This is a genomic window from Synechococcus sp. M16CYN (assembly GCF_040371545.1).
Classification (GTDB): domain Bacteria; phylum Cyanobacteriota; class Cyanobacteriia; order PCC-6307; family Cyanobiaceae; genus Parasynechococcus.
Genome location: NZ_AP029048.1, coordinates 137217 through 159495, shown reverse-complemented (window position 1 = coordinate 159495; position 22279 = coordinate 137217). Strand labels below are relative to the sequence as shown.

14 protein-coding genes are annotated in these 22279 nt (G+C 44.7%); 6 read left to right on the top strand and 8 right to left on the bottom strand.

Going from position 1 to position 22279, the window contains the following annotated elements; all coding sequences use genetic code 11:
- Positions 1–1042 precede the first annotated feature (1042 nt).
- A complete protein-coding gene (locus ABWV55_RS00765) occupies positions 1043–2791 on the bottom strand; it encodes a diflavin flavoprotein (protein WP_353291876.1) in 1749 nt (582 codons plus the stop codon).
- A 773-nt stretch (positions 2792–3564) separates the two neighbouring features.
- On the bottom strand, positions 3565–3957 hold the full coding sequence (locus ABWV55_RS00760; protein ID WP_353292776.1) for an Hsp20/alpha crystallin family protein: 393 nt from the start codon (positions 3955–3957) through the stop codon (positions 3565–3567).
- Between the two features lie 191 nt (positions 3958–4148).
- Here ABWV55_RS00760 and ABWV55_RS00755 point away from each other — a divergent pair, with 191 nt between their 5' ends.
- The gene (locus ABWV55_RS00755; RefSeq protein ID WP_353291875.1) at positions 4149–4310 is read left to right on the top strand and encodes a hypothetical protein; all 162 of its coding nucleotides are present in this window, start codon (positions 4149–4151) and stop codon (positions 4308–4310) included.
- Positions 4311–4347: 37 nt separating this feature from the next.
- Here ABWV55_RS00755 and ABWV55_RS00750 read toward each other — a convergent pair whose 3' ends face one another.
- The 3 genes from ABWV55_RS00750 to ABWV55_RS00740 are packed head-to-tail and all read right to left on the bottom strand — an operon-like array spanning position 4348 to position 8749.
- Entirely contained in the window at positions 4348–5277 is a 930-nt protein-coding gene (locus ABWV55_RS00750; RefSeq protein WP_353291874.1) for an SWIM zinc finger family protein, read from the bottom strand.
- Between the two features lie 2 nt (positions 5278–5279).
- Positions 5280–8477, bottom strand: coding sequence for a DEAD/DEAH box helicase (locus tag ABWV55_RS00745; protein WP_353291873.1), 3198 nt, complete (start codon positions 8475–8477; stop codon positions 5280–5282).
- Positions 8474–8749, bottom strand: coding sequence for a hypothetical protein (locus tag ABWV55_RS00740; RefSeq protein ID WP_353291872.1), 276 nt, complete (start codon positions 8747–8749; stop codon positions 8474–8476). The genes ABWV55_RS00745 and ABWV55_RS00740 overlap by 4 nt, the downstream gene beginning before the upstream one ends.
- Here ABWV55_RS00740 and alaS point away from each other — a divergent pair.
- Complete coding sequence (alaS, locus tag ABWV55_RS00735; RefSeq protein ID WP_353292775.1) at positions 8748–11423, top strand: alanine--tRNA ligase; 2676 nt, start codon at positions 8748–8750, stop codon at positions 11421–11423. The genes ABWV55_RS00740 and alaS overlap by 2 nt on opposite strands.
- A gap of 1925 nt (positions 11424–13348) precedes the next feature.
- Here alaS and speA read toward each other — a convergent pair.
- Positions 13349–15283, bottom strand: a complete 1935-nt coding sequence (gene speA, locus ABWV55_RS00730) for a biosynthetic arginine decarboxylase (protein ID WP_353291871.1) — start codon at positions 15281–15283, stop codon at positions 13349–13351.
- A 769-nt stretch (positions 15284–16052) separates the two neighbouring features.
- Here speA and ndk point away from each other — a divergent pair.
- The gene (gene ndk / locus ABWV55_RS00725; RefSeq protein WP_353291870.1) at positions 16053–16475 is read left to right on the top strand and encodes a nucleoside-diphosphate kinase; all 423 of its coding nucleotides are present in this window, start codon (positions 16053–16055) and stop codon (positions 16473–16475) included.
- Between the two features lie 360 nt (positions 16476–16835).
- On the opposite strand, the gene thiO is transcribed toward ndk, so the two are convergent.
- Positions 16836–17963 carry a glycine oxidase ThiO gene (thiO, locus tag ABWV55_RS00720; protein ID WP_353291869.1) on the bottom strand — a complete coding sequence of 376 codons (1128 nt, stop codon included), beginning with the start codon at positions 17961–17963 and terminating at the stop codon, positions 16836–16838.
- A gap of 175 nt (positions 17964–18138) precedes the next feature.
- Here thiO and gatB point away from each other — a divergent pair, with 175 nt between their 5' ends.
- Together gatB and ABWV55_RS00710 are read left to right on the top strand one after the other, a co-directional pair.
- Positions 18139–19623, top strand: coding sequence for an Asp-tRNA(Asn)/Glu-tRNA(Gln) amidotransferase subunit GatB (gene gatB, locus ABWV55_RS00715; protein ID WP_353291868.1), 1485 nt, complete (start codon positions 18139–18141; stop codon positions 19621–19623).
- A gap of 270 nt (positions 19624–19893) precedes the next feature.
- Complete coding sequence (locus ABWV55_RS00710) at positions 19894–20097, top strand: hypothetical protein (protein ID WP_353291867.1); 204 nt, start codon at positions 19894–19896, stop codon at positions 20095–20097.
- A 285-nt stretch (positions 20098–20382) separates the two neighbouring features.
- Here the strand turns inward: ABWV55_RS00710 and coaE are convergent, their stop codons facing one another.
- Complete coding sequence (coaE, locus tag ABWV55_RS00705; RefSeq protein WP_353291866.1) at positions 20383–20982, bottom strand: dephospho-CoA kinase; 600 nt, start codon at positions 20980–20982, stop codon at positions 20383–20385.
- Between the two features lie 59 nt (positions 20983–21041).
- Here coaE and argJ point away from each other — a divergent pair, with 59 nt between their 5' ends.
- Complete coding sequence (gene argJ, locus ABWV55_RS00700) at positions 21042–22235, top strand: bifunctional glutamate N-acetyltransferase/amino-acid acetyltransferase ArgJ (RefSeq protein WP_353292774.1); 1194 nt, start codon at positions 21042–21044, stop codon at positions 22233–22235.
- The last annotated feature ends 44 nt before the right edge of the window (positions 22236–22279 follow it).

The following is a 22279-nucleotide window of genomic DNA, read 5'->3' as shown; positions in this document are numbered from 1 at the left end:
TTAAGTCAGGTCTTTTCAATAGTGTTTGCAAATACTTATAGATATTGGCAAGATCAATTGATTTATTTCTGAATAGACATTTACCCATTCTATTGGGTTGAATATCTACTGATCTTGATCCATCGGGATTTACGTAATAACTTCTCTTTGTACTGCTACATAGCATTTTTATGGTATAGTCGTAGTCATCACGATTCCGGAGAGTAACCTTGCCTAGAAGCAGGTAGTAATGAGCATCGAAAATAAATTCATGTGTATGGTAGTGGCAATAATTTTGCTTTGTACCTTGTAATGGTAATTTAAAAGATTTGGGGGATAGATATAACCCCGTACTATAAATAAAATCTTTCTATTCAAAATTGCCATCACCACCTTCTCTTTTGGAAGGTAGTGAATTACTTTAGTATCTTTCTGGAAGCAGGTTTTCCTTTAACGCCCCTGAAAAGTGCCATAAATATTTCTTGTTGTTACACTCAATACCGCTTTATCACTAGAGAGATTATTTAGGGTAAAGAACAATTCTCTTTCATATTCATAAATTTCTTTTAATTTCGTATTTAGAGTACATAGCGTTTAAATAATTAATTATTCTAACGTGGTACTTATATCTTCACTTTTTGGTCTGAAAATTATCTATAACTGTGAATAAGAGACTTTCTACTCTCTCTATCTACTTCTCTGCAGTGGTTTTTGCTCATGACATTAATAAATATAAATATTCTTAATCACCTTATTTTTTTGAGGTCCTGCTAACCTCAGGAATCATATAAAGAATGCCTTTGATTTAGTATGCCAAGCAGCGCTGCTTGTAGCACAATTACTTTCTCCTTAGTGCTTCTTCCCTGCAGACCCTGCAGGAGGATCTTTAACTATGTCTGTAACCTTAAGATCTGATGTACTTACTATTTTCAACCGTCAATACAAGGCGTTCCATTCTGATCAGGGCCTTTAAAAGTAACCTCAACCCAAATTTCATTGGGCGTCGAGACTAACGTATCAAGTGATATCAGTTGATCTCAATGGTTAAATCGAAAAGCGGGCATCAGTAATGGTTACCCACTTTGCGGTGATGGACAGCAGTGTTCCCGTTAACATCGGCTACGTTGCCCTGCTTTACTGTGGCGTAGACGATCCAGTGGTCGGGTCCTTCCATCCGTTGTTCCACGCAGCAGTCTAGGAAAGCCAAAGCATCGCTAAGTACAGGTCCACCCTCTGCCATGCCATCCAGCAGCGCGACGCCTGCAAAACGATCGGCACCGGGAGGGAAGCGTTTAAGAAAATGGCGCAGTAGTGGCTGGTGATTGTTTTTACGCAGCACATTGAGCACAAAGTAATCTCCCACTTGCATGAGAGCCTCAATTGCCCTGTCTTTCGCAACCGCAACTGTGATGCCTGGAGGATGAAAGCTGGCTTGGCTTACCCAGCTAGCTACCATGGCGCTGCGACGCAAAGAGCCTTCCGATCCCTGACTAGCTGTAACTACATAAAGACCGCTACTGATGCGTCCAAGGGCTTTGTCAAGGTCACCGTCGAGGTTTTTCATTGCCGCAATGGTTTTCTCTTTGGTCAGCAGTTGACCCAAGTCGGTGCCCGATTCTTCGCAGCGCTGGTAATCACTTCCTCGAGGCACTTGATGGATGCGTAATGGTGCAAAAGCCTGTTTTTGACCTTGGCTAAGTAATTGTTCTGCTACAGCATCAATTGGTTTATCGTTGGTACCAAAAGCGTCGTATACCCCTACTAGTTGTTTGGAGTGCAATGCCGCCAAAAGGGTACCGATAGCAGTCCGCACACTGGCATCGGGTTGTTCAGACCATGTGGGCACAACCACGGCTTTAGCATCGCCAATTAGCGCAGTGATCTCCTGAGGGTCAGTAGCCCGTAGATCCACCAGTTGTACTTGAGCGCCAGCATTGCTGATGCCATGAGCGATGGCTTGGCTAACTCGATCTGAAAAGCCATATTGACTGATGTAACAAATAACGGCGCAACTCTCGCCTTTGCTGCGCTGATTGCTCCACTCGCGGTAGCTGTTAAGCCAGTGACTGAGATGGTAGCGTAATAAGGGACCATGGCCAACGGCGACCGTATTAATTTCTGGCAAAGCATCCATACGTTTGAGAGCCTGCAAAACACTGCGAGCATTGGGACCCATCAAGCAGTCGTAATAAAATCGAAAGTCAGGAGCGATAACGTCAGGATCGCTGTCGAATAGTTCCTCAGAGCAATAGTGAAGGCCGAAGGCGTCACAGGTGTAAAGCACACCGGTGCCGTAATCGAAGGAGAAAATAGTATCTGGCCAGTGTAGGTTTGGAGCGCTGAGAAATTCAAAACAGTGCTGGATACCGCTATTTGGATTGATACCCATGTCCAGTTTCTCACCACTTTTCACAATGTGGGATCTGAATGGCCGGTGCACCTGGTTTTGAAGAAACTGAATAGCTATTTTTGATCCCACGATTTCAATTTTAGGATTGAGATCTATTAGATCTCCAATGAGACCGGAGTGATCGGGTTCAGTATGACTCACAATTAGTATATCAATCTTGAGAGGATTGATTATCCCCTTTAGTAATGGAACCCAGCTGTCTCTAAATTTAGTATGAGTGCTGTCAATGAGGGCTGTGCGCTCACCTCTTACAAGGAAGGAGTTGTAAGTAGTGCCATTGCGTAAACCGAATTCGATGTCAAAGCGGTTGCGTTCCCAGTCCAAAGACCGAATAGCAGTTGTGTCCGAGGCAATAGTTTTGCACTGCAGGCTCAGGTGAGGGGCGGTGGGGGCAACAACCATGAAATCGACCGTGACAAAACACAATCTTACAGAAAATGTTTGTTTCAACGACGTGCAGAACAGTAAAACTTGCTTATTTCTTATGGTGTTATTGGCGCTGTGTTAGAACATTGGAGCGAAAATCCTGTTGCATAGGATTGGTCTAATGATGGGTCACATGCAACAGATGTATTGAACTATTTGGCTTAGCTATTACAAAAAACTTGATGGTTATTCAAACTTTTGGTGATAGTTCAGCTGATGAGATACTTGGCCCCAGCTTAGGTCTAAATTAGGCCTTAGTTCTTACATTCTAATGAATAGTTGTACTTCTAATTTCCTTGATATTGATCCGGAATACCTAGCCTAGGAGAAAGTGTATAGCTTTTGTCCTGTCAAGGTATAGTCTGGCTTCGATTTGAGTCATAATTATCATAATGACTATTGTGGGCTTTTCATTAAGCCTGGTGTTCAGGATATCGCAATACGAGTGACGGAATTCTTATTTGTAATGATGTATTGTTTGCGCAAAAGGGGGATGGATGCGCGGCTGGGATAATTATCCCAGCGGTCTTCTTGGATGTGTTGTTCAATACCCTAACAATATGACTGGATCTCTCATTGCCAGCTTTATGCTCTGAGTGACTTCAGCTTATTTCCTATAAGTAATAACGTTTTGGGCTTTGGCGACTAACTAACCGACTGTATAAAACCCCCGTAGGAGCGGGGGTAGGTTACATCTGCAATGCGGCGCTTGTTCTAAGAAAGTGATGATTAAACAGTGAAGTTCACTTTCAATCTTCAATTTTCACTGTAACGCTGGTATGCATGATAGCTTTGCCTGCTATGACTTCTAGTATTCCATTGCGATAAGTTGCTTTTAGCTGCTCACGATCAAGATTGTGAGGAAAGCAAAAACTGCGGCTCCATGCGCCACTACGAAATTCACTCAGCACAGGGGATACTGAATCGTAATTGGTTGTATCAGGACGTTTAGCGCTGATTACGAGGTTGTGATCTGTGGCTTTGATGTTGATTGATTCGTGATCCACTCCTGGAAGTTCGAGTCGCACGGTATAGGCCGATTCGGCATCGAGAATCTCAGCAGGGGGAACCCATGCAGTGGTGATAAGTTGTTGTTCAAGACGTTCAAACAGTTCGAAAGGTGATCGACGGGTGGTCAGCATGGTTGTTGATTTAAAGAGGTGAACATCTGCGGACTTGATTAATTGTCCGCCACAGCAATCTGCATAATCTGAACAAGAATAAGGAGTGTAAAAACCGCTTTTTTTGATTCGGTATGCACGATAAAGTTCGGTTGTTTCGTCTTGGTTGGAGCTAAAACCGAACCGATCTAACTTGGCCACGCGCTGAAATTATGAACCGTTGTTCACTGCCGAAGACGCTTGCATATTCGGCGCGTTCTGTGTGTTGGAATAGCGAGACTAGGTGTGGTGGGACTGCTTACCTATATGAATTACCTCAGCAGCACTTCCTAGAGAAGCAGCGCTTCCCAGTCCGCCGCACAGGTACGAACTAGGAGCCCTGACGGGTCTTATGCCTGAGCCCTTAAGGGCTCAACCGGTTGTTATACCTGAAGATGTAGACTGGCTACCTGCTGCCATAGCTTGCAACACTGCGCGTTGAGCACTGGCCTGGCCATGGGCTTTCAGACTGCTCAGGAACTTGGTGCGAGCGTTTGGAAAGCGCGGATCCTCTGCCAAGGGCAGCTCGCCGGCGACATCCAAGCCAGTTTCTCCCTCAAGAGCTGCCGTCACCACCACTAAATCACTATCGAGACTACGGTTATAGTGCCACCAGAGAGCTGGATCTAGGACAGCGGGATGAGGGGGGGGCGTTGCGGTCTCTTCGTTGGCTTGGCCAGAGACGAAGGTGACTTTTTGCTTGCCGATCGCCTTAGTTTTCACAAGAGCCGCTAGAGCTTTCCGACGCTGTTCACCTAGGTCCCTCAGCAGTTTGGTCCGATTGCGGCCTCTAAGCTGGAACAATACAAAAGGATCTTCGCTGAAGCGGTCTCCCATTAAAAAATAAACTGCGCTGACATGCTTGCAAGGGTTAGCTTTATCTGGACAGCTGCACTCGCTACGCACCTCTTGAAGTCTAAATGGAAATAGGCGCTTGCCGCTGGCGGCGAAGGCCCGTTCGATATCTGAGGGCATAATCCCCGCCAACAGCTGAGCCGACCAACGGGCTTTCTGGGTAAGAGCTTCCAATACGTAATTCCAGTCTTCGTCATTCAGCACATCAAGCCAGAGCTTCACTTTATACGGTTCTTCTTCAGTGCCTTGAACGCGCGCATGCACCCGTCTTCCCTCAAACCGGATTGAAGTGACGTTGCCTTCACGGGCATAACCCCAAGCGCGTTCAAGTCGTTTTTTGAAGCGATACCCATTGATTAGCTCCATCCATCGCTCAACCCACCAAGGTTGCTGGTTCAATCCTTGGCTACCAATGGCGGTGATACTGGTGTTATCAACCACCGTCATGGTCAAATGTCCTCCAAAGCGACGAGATTGCGCAGCTGATCGCCACCAAGGCTTCCCAGCCAGTCTTCACCGGAGCCAATCACGTCCTCTGCTAGGCGGGCTTTTTCACGAATCATTCGGTCGATTTTTTCTTCGACCGATCCACTAGTGATGAACTTATGTACCATCACCCTGTTGGTCTGACCAATTCTATAGGCCCTATCGGTGGCTTGGTTTTCCGCCGCTGGATTCCACCAGCGGTCGATATGGAAGACATGGCTAGCACGAGTCAGGTTGAGGCCAACGCCACCAGCCTTGAGCGACAGTAGAAAGAGTCGAGGCCCACGGTGGTCTTCCTGAAACCGATCTACCATGGCTTGGCGGTCACTCTTGCGAGTTCCGCCGTGTAGAAATGGAACCTCGAATTTCCAGCGTTGTTGCATCCAAGCCTGTAGGAGGTGTCCCCATTCAGCGAATTGGGTGAAAAGTAAAGCGCGATCTCCCGCTTCCATCACTTCTTCAAGAATTTCCTCTAACCGCTGAAGTTTGGCGGAACGGCTTATAAAACCGTCGCTGATGGTGCCTTCTCTGAGAGCAAGAGCTGGATGGTTGCAAATCTGCTTCAAGCGGGTCAATAGTGCCAGTATCTGACCATGGCGCTGGCCACGCGGTGCTTGTGCGATTGCGTCGAGCGCATTTTCAACGGTTTTAGTGTAAAGGGACTTTTGTTCTTTGCTTAAGCCTACCCATTCGCTCAATTCTACTTTCTCTGGCAAGTCAGAAATAATCGATTTATCAGTTTTGAGGCGGCGCAGGATAAAAGGCCCAACCCGGGCTTTAAGGTCTCTTAATGATGACATATCGCCATAGCGCTCAATCGGCATGCGATAGCGCTGGTGGAAAAAATCCTCCTCCCCCAATACTTTCGGGTTGAGAAAATTCATTAGAGCCCATAGCTCACTTACCCGGTTCTCCACAGGTGTGCCGGTGAGCGCGATACGGAACCTACTACTTCTATCAGCTCGGGCTAAGTCACGAGCGGCTTGACTTTGTTTCGCACCGGGGTTCTTAATAGCTTGGGCTTCATCGATAACAACGCCCTGCCAGTCTATAGTCCCCAATAGCTCGTTGTCACGTTGCATCAGACCGTAACTGGTGAGGACAAGATCTACATCCTTAAGGTTTTCTTTCAGAGATGCTGGATTAGAAGACCGGCGCGGGCCGTAGTGCTCTTTGACCGCGAGCTCTGGCGTGAACGCTTCGGTTTCACGTCGCCAATTGGTGAGGACCGATGTCGGCGCCACTAACAATACAGGACGCTTGAGTTCCTGTTCTGCTTTGAGGTGTTGCAGAAAGGCCAGCAGCTGAATCGTTTTACCTAAGCCCATATCATCAGCTAGGCATGCCCCTTGGTCGAAGCGGTGGAGAAATGCCAGCCAGCCCAGCCCACGTTCTTGATACGAGCGGAGTTGTCCGCGGAAGCCCTCCGGTGCTGGCAAAGGATCCGGTGCTTTTTGCTGGTGGTACTGCTCAAGAACTCTTTGTAGGCGAGGCCCGGCATCAAAGCGATGTACGGGTAAGCGCATCAATAGTTCCCCTTCTGTAGCCGTCAGTCGTAAGGCATCGTCAAGACTCAGTTCTGGATTAGTCCCACAAAAGCGTTCGGCATTGCGAAGATCGTTGGGTCGTAGTTCAATCCAAGCTCCTTTGTGGTGGACCAGTGGGCTGCGCTTGCCGCTGAGATGTTCGAGTTCCCGTAGGGTGAGCGTGACGCCACCAATCATAAGATCCCATCCCCAATTGAGAGATTCACCGAGTGTGAACCCGCTAGATTGACTTGGAAGATCTGCTTTGATGGCTAGTCCAAGACGACTGGCTAAGCCTCCTGAGAGGCTGGGGGGGAGCTCAACGCCAATACCAGCATTACGTAGCTGGTGGGTTGCCGTGCGCACTAAGACGAATGCTTCGGCCGGAGTGAGTTGCATGGCCTCCGGTGTGGCGCTCTCCAGTCCACGTTCGATCGGGGGAAATACAGTGAGAGCTCGGCCGAGGCCCTCCAACAATACCTCGCTAGCTTGATCGACTTGGATCTCTCCGAGCTGGAGTGTGTCAATACCCGAGGCCCAGACGGAGGCAGCGGGCAGCTTAAGGCTTGGATCCTCTTCTGCTTGCAAACTGAACCTCAACTCCCAAAGTTCTTCTCCTTTGTTTGGAGTTTTCAGTTCCAGACAGGTGCGAGCAGCGGTTACACCCCCGGTGATTCCCTCCCGCCAATGAAGGCTTGCTGCAGTAATGCGCTCTGCTTCTTCATTCCCCAAGTTCACAACACCAGTTTCCGAGGCCAGGGCGTCCTGCCACAAGGTGAGTAGTGGATCTAGTTCTCCTGTAGCGGGTTTAAAGTTCTTCCGCAGCTCTGCATCTAGTAAATCTTCCAGTAACGTGGCTACACGTAGGCGCCCGCTCCGAGGGCGGTAGCAGGCAACTGGATTAGCGGCTCGCATGGCTTCCGGACGCAGTCGAGTAGTGCGGTTGCTGCGGCGACCTAGAGGTTCGCGCCAGGGCAAGGCACAAGTCGCTACGAGGGGAAGTGTTGCTGCAAGGTCTTCTAGTCGGCGCCGATCTTCTTCGCCGTTCAGCAGAGGCACCCAGCGTGCCCGATGTGGGTAGCCCTCGCCTTTGCTCAATTCCATTTGGGGAATCCAACGACCTCGGGCCACTAGGCTTAGGGACCAACGTTGTAAATGACTCCACCAACGCAGTTCATCCCCGAGATCCGGATGTTGGCCCGACAAGGGTAAACGTGCTAGCCATTCCGTGGCAGCGGACGGTTCCACTGCAAGGCCCTGCACCTGCCAAGGCCACCATTCTGTTTGTTTTGGAATTGGCTCTCCTGCCTGCATGGGCAGACCAGTCCAAACCGAGTCCGATGATGATGGTTCGGTTGCTTTTACGTTGATCCGACCTTTACGGGGCTTAACGATGCGACTTGGGAGGGTAAGGCAGGCGGTGGCCTCAATACTTCTATCAGGTATAAGATCCCGCTCACTCAGCCAGGCTTTAAGGGCATCGGACTCAAGAGTAAAGGGATGTAAAGCCGGTGTGAGCCCAGGACTTTCCGGTGCTGCTACACGCCACGCGTCAGCCCAAATGAGCAGTGCCGGCTGTCCGGAACTGCTAGACGTACGGATGGCGGGAAGCCAAGTGGCGTGCAGCAGGCTCATAGCCGCGACGCAAGTAGGAAGCGGAGGATGCTGTGGAGCGAGAGGGCACTACCGACCGACGGCAGCCAAGCTTGGAAAAGCCCTTGTGCTAACGATGCCAAAGCATTGGACTGCCAGTTGTCAAGGGGTAATGGCATCAGAAGGTTTCGAATACCGCAAATCGCCCCCACAACAGGTCCAGTTTGCAAACATTGGGTATTGCTAAGCGATACAGGCACGAGCGCTGGCGGTTTAGGGGCGATCATGACTGTTGGACCTACTCCTCCTGTCATGGTCGCCGCCGCATCGTCATCTTCTGCAGCGTCTGTACCCCGCACGGGTCAAGAGATTCGGAAGGCTTTTCTGCGTTTCTACGAAGAACGGGGGCACAAAGTGATAACCAGTGCTTCCCTAATTCCAGAAGATCCGACAGTACTGCTGACCATTGCTGGGATGCTGCCATTCAAGCCAATATTCCTTGGTCAACAGGAGCGTCCATGTCCGCGGGTAACCAGCAGCCAAAATTGCATCCGCACCAACGACATTGAGAATGTTGGCCGTACGACGCGACACCACACATTCTTTGAGATGCTGGGCAATTTTTCTTTTGGCGACTATTTTAAACAGCAGGCGATTGAGTGGGCGTGGCAACTGATTACTGAGGTGTATGGCATTAACTCCAAGAATTTGGTAGTGAGTGTCTTTCGTGAGGACGAAGAGGCCGAAGAGATTTGGCGCGATGTGGTGGGGATGAATCCAAAGCGAATCATCCGTATGGATGAAGCGGACAACTTTTGGACTTCAGGTTCGACTGGTCCCTGCGGTCCTTGCTCAGAAATTTATTACGACTTCAAACCTGAACTCGGTAATGAAGAGATCGAACTTAAAGATAACAACCGTTTCCTCGAATTTTATAATTTGGTTTTCATACAGCATAATCGGAACTTGGAGGGGACTCTTACGCCTTTAGCGGACCGTAATATTGATACTGGTATGGGTCTAGAGCGGATGGCTCAGATCTTGCAAAATGTACCCAATAACTATGAAACAGATCTAATTTTTCCGTTAATTAAAGCAGGGGCAAGCATTGCTGGAGTTGACTATTACCAACTAGACAATTCAGCTAAAACATCCCTAAAAGTGATTGGCGACCACAGTCGCGCGATCACTCAGCTGGTTTGTGATGGCGTCACTGCAAGCAACTTTGGCCGGGGATACGTCCTACGTCGTTTATTGCGTCGCGTGGTCCGGCATGGTCGTCTATTGGGCATTTACAAGCCTTTCTTGGTCACAATGGGACAAGCCTCGATCGCACTTCTTCAGGATGTCCATCCATCGATCCTTAAACGGAAAAATGCTATTTTAGCCGAGCTAGAACGGGAAGAGGCTCGCTTTTTAGAAACCCTAGAACGTGGTGAGAAGCTGTTGGCAGAGATGCTGAATAGTAAGCCTGCACATATCAGTGGTGACCAGGCTTTTGAGCTTTACGATACTTATGGCTTCCCGCTCGAGCTTACTCAGGAAATCGCCGAAGAACGTGGTCTTTCAGTTGATCTATCGGGCTTCGCAGTGGCGATGGAGCAGCAACGTCAGCGGGCTAAGGCCGCAGCGACGAACATCGACCTTACGCTGCAAGACGCGATCGACCAGTTGGTTGAACATCAAGATGCAACTGCATTTGAGGGATATCAGCTCCTAGAACAATCCAGCTGCGTGCAAGCAATGGCGGTGAATGGAAGACCAGCCGTTTCTGCATCGGCGGGAGATCAGGTGCAAATCATCCTCGACACCACTCCCTTCTATGGCGAGGGCGGTGGCCAGGTGGGTGATCGCGGGCTGCTGTCTGGTGCCGACGTGAGCGTGTCTATTAAGTACGTGAGTCGCGTTCGTGACGTGTTTGTCCATGCTGGCTTGATCAGGTGGGGTGAACTAGCGGTCGGTGACGTCGTCAGAGCTCAGGTTGATCAAGTCTGTCGCCGTCGGATTCAAGCGAATCACACTGCCACGCACTTGCTCCAAGCGGCCCTTAAGCAAGTGGTGGATCCAGATATCAGCCAGGCCGGCTCTCTAGTTGATTTCGATCGGCTGCGGTTTGACTTTCATGCCCCGAAAGCAGTAACAGTCAAGCAGTTAGAACGAATCGAAACATTGATCAATGACTGGATCGCCGAAGCTCATAGCTTGATAGTAGAGGAGATGGCGATCGATCAGGCAAAAGCTGCCGGTGCAATCGCAATGTTTGGAGATAAGTACGATGATGTTGTGCGCGTTGTCGATGTACCCGGTGTATCGATGGAACTTTGCAGTGGAACTCACGTGGTGAATACCGCTGAAATTAGTTTGTTCAAGATTGTTGCTGAAAGTAGTGTTGCTGCCGGTATCCGCAGGATTGAAGCGGTTGCTGGTTCCTCGGTATTGGCATATTTCAACGAGCGTGATTTGGTAGTCAAGCAGTTGGGGGAATGCTTGAAGACGCAGCCCAACGAAATTGTTGGGCGTGTGCTAAACATGCGAGATGAGCTAAGAAATACGAGTAAAGCGCTGGTTACTGCACGGGCTGAACTGGCGGTGGCCAAGTCTGCGGCGTTGGCTTTAAAAGCAACTGTTGTTGGCGTCTTCCAAGTATTGGTAGAACGCCTAGATGGTGTGGACGGTGCTGGTTTACAAGGGGCTGCTCAGAACCTGGTTGCACAATTGGGTGAAGGGGCTGCGGTAGTGCTTGGTGGATTGCCGGATTCTAAAAATCAAGGAAAGGTAATCCTAGTAGCAGCTTTTGGTCGGCAGGTGGTTGCCGCTCAGCAGCAGGCTGGTGAATTCATTGGTTCTATTGCAAAACTTTGTGACGGCGGTGGCGGCGGTCACCCCCACCTTGCTCAAGCAGGAGGTCGAGATGGGATGGCTTTGGATGCTGCTCTTGATACAGCACGCCAAGAGCTAAATTCCAAACTTATCTTAAAAAGCCATTAGCACATGCTGGCGTCGGTGTCTAATTCGCTTCAAGAAAAGAATGATTGCTGCGATAGGTTAGGATATGTCCCCTGTTAATTCCTAGGCCTGATTTAATTTTCAAACAAAAATCGAAAGGTATTTAAAGTCTTCTAATTCTTAAACTTTAAGGTTAATAAGTATTATCAATTTTTTAATCTTCATCGCTAAAAACTTGTATCCTCAGTAAAGGGTTAATCAATATCAGATTATTTCTAGCATATTCAGTAAACGCTGATAAGAGAGAGTTAAGAATTTGCATGATTAGTTTGTTATCATGTCATGTAGTGAAGAATCTTATAAAAGTCTTGTATTTCGAGAAGCGAGAATTATGCAGAATTTCTTTAATAGAAATGAATATGAAATAATAGTTTTTACTAAGCATTTCTATCTTCCCTAAGGTTATATCTAACTCCACTACCATAATTTATTATGAACTTTTATTCTTATTCTCAGACTCGCTACAAATAGCTCACTTTTTAGCAATACAATATAATCTGTTTGATAAACCTATCTAATTGCTATTCGCCTTATTTCTGTTTAAGATAACTTGATCTAATAATTATTTTTAATGCATCATAATCATGAAATAGTTTAAAAACTTTTCTTTTATAGCTCTAACATGATTCAATGGTTAGTTTTTAAAATTTCTAAGCTACAAGTAGCTTAGATTAATTATATAAATCAAGCTTAAAGTGCAAAAAAATTTATTTTAATATTTCATTATCACATTAGATTCATGTAATGTAGCCAATATTAGCTTCTTCTATCTAAGATTTTATTTTATAGTTTGACTAGATAAGGGCCATTAAAAACAAAGATAAATATTATTAAAGTTTTTATTAGTGGCTTGTTATTTATGCTTCTGTAAATGCGGTTTGACTTTGTTGACTCTAAAAAATACTTTATCTATTTCTTAGCTTAACTAAAAAGCAGCCTACATCTTTTTTGAGATTAAATTAGATTATAATTCGCAAAACTATTTAGATTTTTTATATAAAAGTCAAACATTAATCTATAGATAAGTTTATGTAATTATGATTAAAATCTATCTTCAATTAAGTAAGTATAAGTTTTTATAATTATATTTAGAATATATATTCTATATATCCGTATACTTGAATTTTCCATGACAAGGTATTTCCACATTTAAGATTTTCATCAGTATAAAAACTGATCGATTTATTGAGCTCTATTTGTTAATGTCTTTCTAAGTTTTAGTCTAACAGGTAAGCAGCTGTTTCTGATTAAGTTATTAATACCTAATTATACTATATACTTTAAATTTAACTTATTTTAGTAAATATAAAAATTTATAAAAGATTCTAATTATTAAACTAAAGTATCTAATTAAACTAAACTCTATTTGACAAACTAAGGCAATCATTTATTAGAAAAAAATTTGACTATTCTATCAAGTTTGCATGATTATCTAGATTAAAATTTATAGGATTTAGTATAAAATTAAAGATTTGCTATCAAATGAAGCTAACTTTAATAGTAGTTATTAAGAGAATACTAATAAAAATTTCACATGTATTCTATTTAACAAGTTTAGTTACCGTAGTTAAAATTCTTAAAATAATATCATTATTACAAAACTTGTATTGTGATAATGATCAATCGCTATTAAGTCAAGCTTTAACTATTATAAGGTTAAGTAAACCTTCGATAGTTATAATAATTAATTTCTGCCAACTAAAATTAGTAAGTATCTTCAGAGTCGCCTAGCTAATTGTCTAAATTCTCCTAGCTATCTAAAGAAGTTCAATAAAAATTGATAGAGATTTATTAAGTAAGTTATTCTCTAAAGCATTATAAACTCAACAATTTCTCTTGTAATAAAAGACTATAAAATTAATATATACATTAATAATGTTGTCTTAACTAGTAGATATTAAATAATATCATGAATTTTTGCTCTCTAGATAAGTGCTCTGTCGCATGCTACTTGCTAAATGATTCATTAATCGCTGTGCACTAAGTATATCTAGTTTATTATCTCGGATTGATTGTTCACTTGCAATACGAAGACGTTCAATTAATTGTTCTGGATCATGTCCCATTGCTTGAAGAACATCTGCATTCGTATCACCTTTTATAACATGGCTTATCTGATAATTATTACCTGATATCATTCTAATATGAATAACATCTGTTGTGCCGAATAGATTATGCAAGTTACCCATTGCTTCCTGATATGCACCTCCTAAAAACATACCAATTAGATATGGTTCATTTGGATTAAACTTGTGTAACTCTAACAATGGTTTACTTTGTCCATTTGATATAAATCTGTTAATCTGACCATCAGAATCACAAGTTAGATCAACAAAATGTCCTAATTCGCTAGGTTTTTCTTGTAGTCTTTGTAGTGGCATCAATGGAAATAACTGTTGGATAGCCCAGGTGTCTGGTGCTGAACGAAAGATTGATAGGTTTGCATAATAGGAATTAGATAGAACAGATGATAAATCTTGTAAGTCTTTTGGTAAGTCGTTCTTTGTTGAAAGCCGTTCATGAATCAAACGAGCACAAGCCCACGTAAGCTGTTCTGATAAACTTCGATCGGTGAGACTTAGATAGCCTAAGCGGAATGCATCTAAAGCATCATCTTTAAATTTAAGTGCATCGTTCCAAGCCTCTTGCAGTTTATTAATATTAAAATCTGTTTCGTAAGGAAGTATTTGAATATCTCTTAGAGTGTTACGAAGATTATGTATAACTAGTGGTTCATTTTCACCCTCTGAAGGAATAGCTTCCGGTAAATTACCTACTCTTAAGATATTAAATATAAGCACGGAAAAATGACTGGCGATTGCTCTGCCACTTTCGCTGATAAGTGTAGGAACATCAACTAATTGTGAGTCGCACTCTTCTTTTATTGTAGCCACAACGTCATTAGCATAGTTTTGGAGAGAGTAATTTGTGGACGCTACTGTCGCTGTTTTGCTTCCATCGTAATCGACACCCAAACCACCTCCAACATTTAGATACCCCATTGGTGCGCCAAGTTTATGAAGCTCCACATAAATCCGGGATATTTCTTGAAGTGCATTTTTAACAATAGCAATATCATTTATTTGACTTCCTATATGAAAATGTAATAATCGCAATTCTTCTAAAAGATTTGCATCTTTAAGTATTTTTAGTGTTGATAAAATTTCAGGTACAGATAATCCAAATTTAGCTTTTTCTCCAACTGAATTTCTCCACCGACCAGTGCTGCGGCTTGATAAACGAGCCCTAATCCCAATTAATGGCTTGGTTCCTAGTTGGTTACTCGCATCGATAATGTGTTGAACCTCACCTATTTGTTCGATCACAATTATTGATCGCCGTCCTAATCGCTTAGCTAGAATTGCTGTTTCGATATATCGTCGATCTTTATATCCATTACAAATTAATAAAGCATCTCGATTTTCTATCAGTGAAAGAGCAATTAATAGTTCTGCTTTGCTACCAGCTTCGAGCCCAAAATTCCATCGTCTTCCACAACAAATCAGTTTTTCTACGACATGTCGCTGTTGATTACATTTAACTGGGAAAACCCCTTGGTAGCGACCATTATAATTATAGCGAGTAATAGCACGTTTAAATGCTGTGTGCAGACTTTCCAATTGGCTCTCTAAAATATTATCGAATCGGATGAGAAGAGGAAGGTTAAGATTTCTATCTTGTAATTCATTGACCAGCTTGACCAAATCGATACATTCCCCTTGTCTTCCGCGTGGTCGCACACTTACATGACCAAGTATATTGATAAAAAAATAAGGACTTCCCCATCGTCCAAGTCCATAAAGCTCTGAGCTTTTTTCTGCATTCCACTGTGAATCAGCCATCTTTGCTTATGATGTCATTTTATTTATTAGCAGATTGGAATTAGCTAAGACCATAATTACGAATTTTAAAGGCAAGTTAATCCGATTCTAGGAAATCAAGGTTAACCAGTTATATGATTAACTTCTGGCGAGACAAATATTTATTTTAATAGTATTAATTTTACTTCACATATAAGTACAGTTATAGTTAGTTTATAGAAAAATTAGTTGACTAATCTTAATATCTAAATATTTTTCTAAAATTGGTTAAATTTTATTTAAATAAAATAGTAATGTTTTAACCACATTGTAAAAGTTGATATATAAATAGTTATTATTGTATCTTTTCAATTATCAGATAGTCTTTATATACTTTCATTCTTTAAAGTTAAAAATTCGTGTCTTACTTTGAAAATTTATTTATTGTTGTTAAGTAAGTGTATTTTTATACTTAGCTTGAAATATTTAATTAGTTTATATCGTAACTAATTTATGAAGGTTTAATTTATTGAATAATTAAATTTGATGTACCAAAAGATATCATAAAACCTAACTATATGTATGATGACTTTTGTTTAATTGCTAAGATCAAATCGTTGAACTTTAGCTACTAAATAACTTGACTTTCTATTCAGTTTTTATCATAAAAGAGTGTCTGAACAGGTTAGCTGAATATTTTGATTGCGCACACTTTCATATGATATTTGATTCAATTCTGTAATAATCCTTAATTTTAATATTTGTTAAAGACTAGATAACGCCTGAGTAATGATATAGTTCAGGCTTTTTAATGACTTCTGAACGCACATTTATCGCAATTAAACCTGATGGGGTTCAAAGGGGCTTAATTGGTGAGATTATTGGACGTTTTGAACGTAAGGGTTTTAAATTAGTTGGCATAAAACAACTTATACCTACGCGAGAATTAGCGGAAAACCATTATAAAGTTCATAGAGGGCGCCCTTTTTTTGCTGGTTTAGTAGATTTAATTACTTCTGGTCCTGTTGTGGCGATGGTTTGGGAGGGTGATTGCATAATTTCTAGTGCTCGTAAAATTATTGGTGCTACTAAACCTTTAGAAGCTGAACCTGGCACTATTCGCGGAGACTTGGCTATTAATATTAGTCGTAACGTAATTCATGGGTCTGATGCTGTAGAAACAGCTGAATTTGAAATCAATCTTTGGTTTAAAGCTTCTGAGCTAAATATCTGATCTTTTTCCGATAATTACTGATATACTAAGCTTTGACTTTTATCTATTAAGATCAAAGAATATTAGTCTTGTATTCTATATAACCTTAGTATATTTAAAATTTCTGTTGTTTCTGTGTTAGTAGTAACTATACTAAATCTGCTCTATAGATTTGTAAAGTTATTACAGTTCTATTTATTTTATATACTTATTATTAATTTTTGATTAAATAGTTTCTTAATTGTCTGTGCCTTTGTTTTTATTTTTGTTATGTCTTAAGTTACTTATTTGATAGCATAAATTTATATTTATTGAAAAAATTGTTAAACTAATTCAAGCATATTTATAATTTATATAAAATTAGTAAAATTAATCTAGATTCTACTTCACTGGTAGTTCGCATGTAAACCGATCCCATCTAAATGCGCTTAAGTGGGAAATCATTGTTCTATCAGGGGTTACTCCACTGATTACATCAGCGGTTAATTCGGCCGTGATTGCTGCGAGCAAAACACCATTCCGGTGGTGGCCACAGGCAAGCCATAAACCTGGTATCGGTCCGGCGCCTAGCAAAGGTCCTTCATCAGGAGTACATGGTCGGAATCCCCACCAGCGTTCTATTAGTGGCCATTGGACGGCAATTGGCAGCAAGGACTCGATACCATTGTAAAGACGTCGCTGGCCATCGGGTGTCAGACCCTCAGAGAAACCTACCTCTGCTTCATTTGTGGCTCCTACTACTATTAATCCATCCTCTCTGGGAACTAGATAGATATCCGGTCGGAAAATGACTCGTTTTAGGGCTTCTCTTGGTCCCTGTAGAGAGAGCATTTGTCCTTTGACCGGAGATATTTGCAACTGTGGTACCAATTGTTGGCTCCACGCTCCACTGCAAAGCACAGCCTGTTTACATAGGAATCGCTTGGTTTCGCCTTTTGCGACACCACAGTTGATTCGGTCTAGTTGACCCTGATGGTCGCACTCTAGGTTCAATACTTCTACGCCCTCTAAAAACTGAACGCCAAGCAACACACAAGCTCGCTCCAATGCCTTCATTAGTCGTCGACGGTTATCGATCTGACCGTCTTGTTCAAACAGAAGCCCCGTTTGCCAAGTATCCCCAAGCTCTGGTATTTCCTGTTCTAGTTGACGACGATCTAGCGCTTGGCCAAGGGCAGCAGTTGGATAAGCGTCTCTTTCGGTCGCTGTGAGGAACGGCACTACGATTCCACTTTTACGAAGTCCACAGCTCAGTCCGCTATCCATCTCAATCTGAGCCACCCAAAGTGGTATGCGTTCGAGACTTAACTGACCCAGCTTTAGAAGAGCGTTGCTCAGACCTTCTGCATGAGGGGCGAGCATACCGGCAGCTACAAATCCCGCTGCTTCACCACGGCGGCGGCTGATGACTTGAACAGTCTGGCCTCGGCGTGCAAGTTGATGGGCAATGGCAAGCCCCATCAGTCCGCCGCCTAGCACGATCAGTGGTGTTTGACTTGTGGCGGTCATGGCCAGGGTTTAGAGTCAAAAGATCGTTGTTCAGATGCAGGCTGTGCTTACTGCTGGTGGGTTCAGAACGCAGATATTGTTATTAAGCGTCCTACTGTTCATTCAATAATGCTATCCCGATAGAGTCGAGAATGATTCCATAAGATTTCAGATAGTAGTTTCACGTAACGGACGTATGGCCGACGCAGCAACCCAACCGACATGGGAGGCCGTAATCGGCCTGGAGATTCACGTTCAGTTGGGTACAGAAAGCAAGATCTTTGCTCCTGTGTCTACAACCTTTGGGGACGAGCCCAACACACATATTGACCCCGTGGTGTGTGGCTTTCCGGGCACCCTACCAGTGCTTAATCATAAGGTGCTCGAATACGCGGTTAAGGCTGCGATGGCGCTCAATTTAAATATTGCTGAGTACAGCAAATTTGATCGTAAACAATATTTCTATCCAGACCTGCCGAAGAACTACCAGATTTCTCAGTTTGACGAACCGATTGCGAAAGAGGGATGGATTGAGGTGGAGGTAGCTGAGAAAGGGAAAGACACCTATCTCAAAACCATCGGGATCGAGCGTCTGCATATGGAAGAAGACGCTGGCAAGCTTGTGCATGCTGGCAGCGATCGCTTAGCAGGCTCTACGCATTCTTTAGTGGATTACAATCGTGCCGGTGTTGCCCTGGCGGAAATTGTTAGCAAACCAGATTTACGCACGGGTCGTGAAGCAGCGGAATATGCCTCTGAGATCCGAAGAATCATGCGTTATTTGGGAGTGAGCGATGGAAACATGCAAGAGGGATCCTTGCGTTGTGATGTCAACATCTCGGTGCGTCGTGGTCCGGATGCCCCCTTCGGTACAAAAGTCGAGATCAAGAATATGAATTCGTTTTCTGCTATTCAGAAGGCTTGTGATTATGAAATCAGACGCCAGGTTAAGGCGTACGAAACAGGAGAACCTGTTGCTCAGGAAACTCGCCTTTGGGATGAAAGTAAGCAGCTTACTAAGAGTATGCGCAGCAAAGAAGGGTCCAGCGACTACCGCTATTTTCCTGATCCTGATCTGGGCCCAATTGAGGTGAGTGCAGATCAACTCGATAAATGGCGTGCCCAGCTACCTGAGCTGCCTGCAGCGAAGCGTCATCGTTACGCTGGTAGTATGGGACTCTCTCGGTACGACGCACGAGTACTAACCGATGAGCAGCAAATGTCGAATTACTTCGAAGCAGTGGTGGCAGCTGGAGCCAACGCCAAGCTTGCAGCTAATTGGATCACCGGCGATATTGCAGCTTATGTGAATAGCAATCGGATTGGTTTTGCGGAATTGTCATTTCAGCCGGAGCAGCTGTCAGAGATGTTACGGTTAATTGATGACGGCGAGATTAGCGGCAAAATCGCCAAAAAGATTCTGCCGGAGCTGCTTGAAAAAGGTGGTTCGCCTAGGGTGATCATCAATCAGCGTGGTTTGGGAATGATCAGTGATCCGGCCGCTATTGAAACGATTGTTAGTGATTTACTTGCAACCAACCCTAAAGAGGTGTCTGCCTTCCGCAGTGGAAAGATCAAACTACAGGGGTTTTTTGTAGGTCAAGTAATGAAAAAGACTGGAGGTAAAGCTGATCCTAAGCTAGCCAATCAGATTATTAGCCAGAAGCTCAAGGGTGAATGATCCTCACCGCTGCTATGCCGCAGGCTTCGCGTACTTGAACTTGATAGATAACTGTGATTACTGCCGAGTTCATAAAGAACTAAAGCCTCGACTTATTACCCTCGCGCGTGAGTCTAACGGCCAGCCTCTCTTAACTAATCCTAATTCAATAAATTCGTACCATCAAACTAGTCTAGCGGTACCTGATTACAAAACCTCAGTCAGTATTCAGTCCCTTATCTGGCAAACTAATACGCCACTAGCTCACCTTATTGAGGCCATATCTCTTCAATGTTTTTAGAAATGCTAGAGCTGATCAAGGCTACCGATGTGACGTTGCTATCGCCCATCGCCACCCGGGAGAGCGGCTTAACCTCACCACAAACTGCCCAGGCTATAATGAAGACTGGTAAGAGTTTCTCACCAGTCAGGATCGATCACCTTATTAGCTCGCCAAAGGCCGATCTGCAATTCCTTGAGACAATCCAGGGTTAATGCCACGACATAGACGAACTCCTATAAAGAGATTGTGGATTAGTTTGGTCCCAAGAGCAAAGGGTTTACATGAAGCGTTAAAGATGACAGCTGGTGTACTTAGACGGTTAACGTTTCGACCATAGCTTTATCCTAACTTCAGGATTGGCATCGACTTTAGGACAGCTGTTGAATCGATAGAGCTCAGACCAGCAGATGTTGTGTGGGGCGATGACAGTAAAAGCTGATGGCAAGTAAATGATTAAAAAATAGTTTTGGGCCGAGTATGGTGGCAATGGCTAGCCCTTAGATCAACTCCGCTAAAATCGTTGGTAAATCTTCTATATCTCGAGTATTATCGATGACGTGGTCAGCGAGCTCACATTTACGCGTCAGGGGCATTTGAGCTGAAATTCTTGCCTTGGCTTCCATTTCGTCTAAGTTATTGCGCCTAATAAGACGTGTCAACTGTTGATCTGGCCGACAGCTCACAACCCAGGTTTCGTTGCAGAGCTGTTCGAAGCCGTTTTCAAATAGCAAAGGAATCATCAGCACCACCAGTGGCTCATCCTTATGGGCTTCAAGTTCTTTGGTGAAGCGTTGACGCACCAGCGGATGGATCAGTTGCTCGAGCCAACGCAGTTCCGATTGGTTGTGAAACACGATTTGCCCCAAGGCGGCGCGGTCGATCCAATCTGTCGTATCGATTTGAACCTGTAACCCATACCGCTCAATAACAGCACGGGTTGCGTCTGTTCTAGGCGCCAGGACTTCATGAGCATATCGATCAGCATCCAAGACAGAGATACCCTGCTGTTTTAGCCAGGTCCCCACGCTACTTTTTCCGCTAGCAATTCCGCCAGTGAGCCCGATACGTCGTTGGGGTAATTGACCATTAGATGTCATAGCGGCGGAGGAAAATATGAGAAGTCTTTCTCGACGATGTGGTTGCAGCCATCGCCTCTATGTGGTTTCCTCTCGAAGGTGGCATTACGGCACCGCAGGGGTTTCAGGCCTCGGGGATCGCGTCGGGCCTTAAGTCATCTGGCCGTCCAGATTTAGCCTTAATCCTTGCCCCAGAACATGCATCCTGTGCGGGTACCTTCACCACATCTGTTGTGCGGGCGGCCTGTGTGGACCTTTGTCTAGAGCGTTTACAGGCAACGGGAGGCAGAACCCGAGCTGTATTGATTAACTCTGGCCAGGCCAATGCTTGCACCGGTGACCGTGGCTTGATTGATAGTAAACGTGCCACCCAAGCACTAGCTCATCAATTGGGACAGTCGGCCGATGCGATAATGATGTGCTCGACCGGTGTAATCGGTGTGCCGATTCCCATGCAGACACTTCTAGCCGGTTTGAATCCACTGGTTGCCGCCTTGTCTCACTCCGGCGGAGGCGCCGCTGCTAACGCCATCCTTACTACAGATCTTGTGCACAAAGAGGTTGCTGTTCAAGCAAATTTAAGTGGACGAATAGTGAGGATCGGAGGCATGGCAAAAGGCTCGGGAATGATTCACCCGAACATGGCCACCATGCTCGCATTTTTCAGTTGCGACGCCGGTGTGGATCCTAGCGTGTGGCGAGCAATGGTAGCTCGGTCTGTCCAGCGCTCTTTCAATGCAATCACGGTAGATGGTGATACCAGCACTAACGATACGGTGCTGGCCTTTGCGGCCGGCTCATCTCTAGCCATAGAGCACCATGCCACCCTCGAGTTAGGTCTTACCCAGGTCATGCAGCATCTGGCAAAGGCGATCGCCCGGGACGGTGAAGGGGCAACATGTCTGATGGAGGTCCAAGTGGAAGGCGCCGTTGATGAGGCTTCAGCATTAAGTGTCGCCCGCACCGTTTGTGGCTCATCCCTGGTGAAAACAGCGGTACATGGTCGCGACCCTAATTGGGGTCGTATTGTTGCGGCCGTCGGTAGAGCAAATGTTGCCTTTGACCCCGAAGCCTTAGAGCTTTGGATCGGACCACATCAACTCATGGATCGTGGCCAGCCGTTGATGTTTGATCGGTCTGCAGCTAGTGATGCCCTTCGCCAAGACACTGTTCAAATCCGCCTCAGCTTGGGAAGTGGAGTAGGCCAGGGTTATGCCTGGGGATGCGACTTATCAGAACAATATGTTGATATTAATGCCCATTATACGACGTAGCTTTTATGGCCAGGTATTTATTTTGCTGACTGGGTAGAAATTTT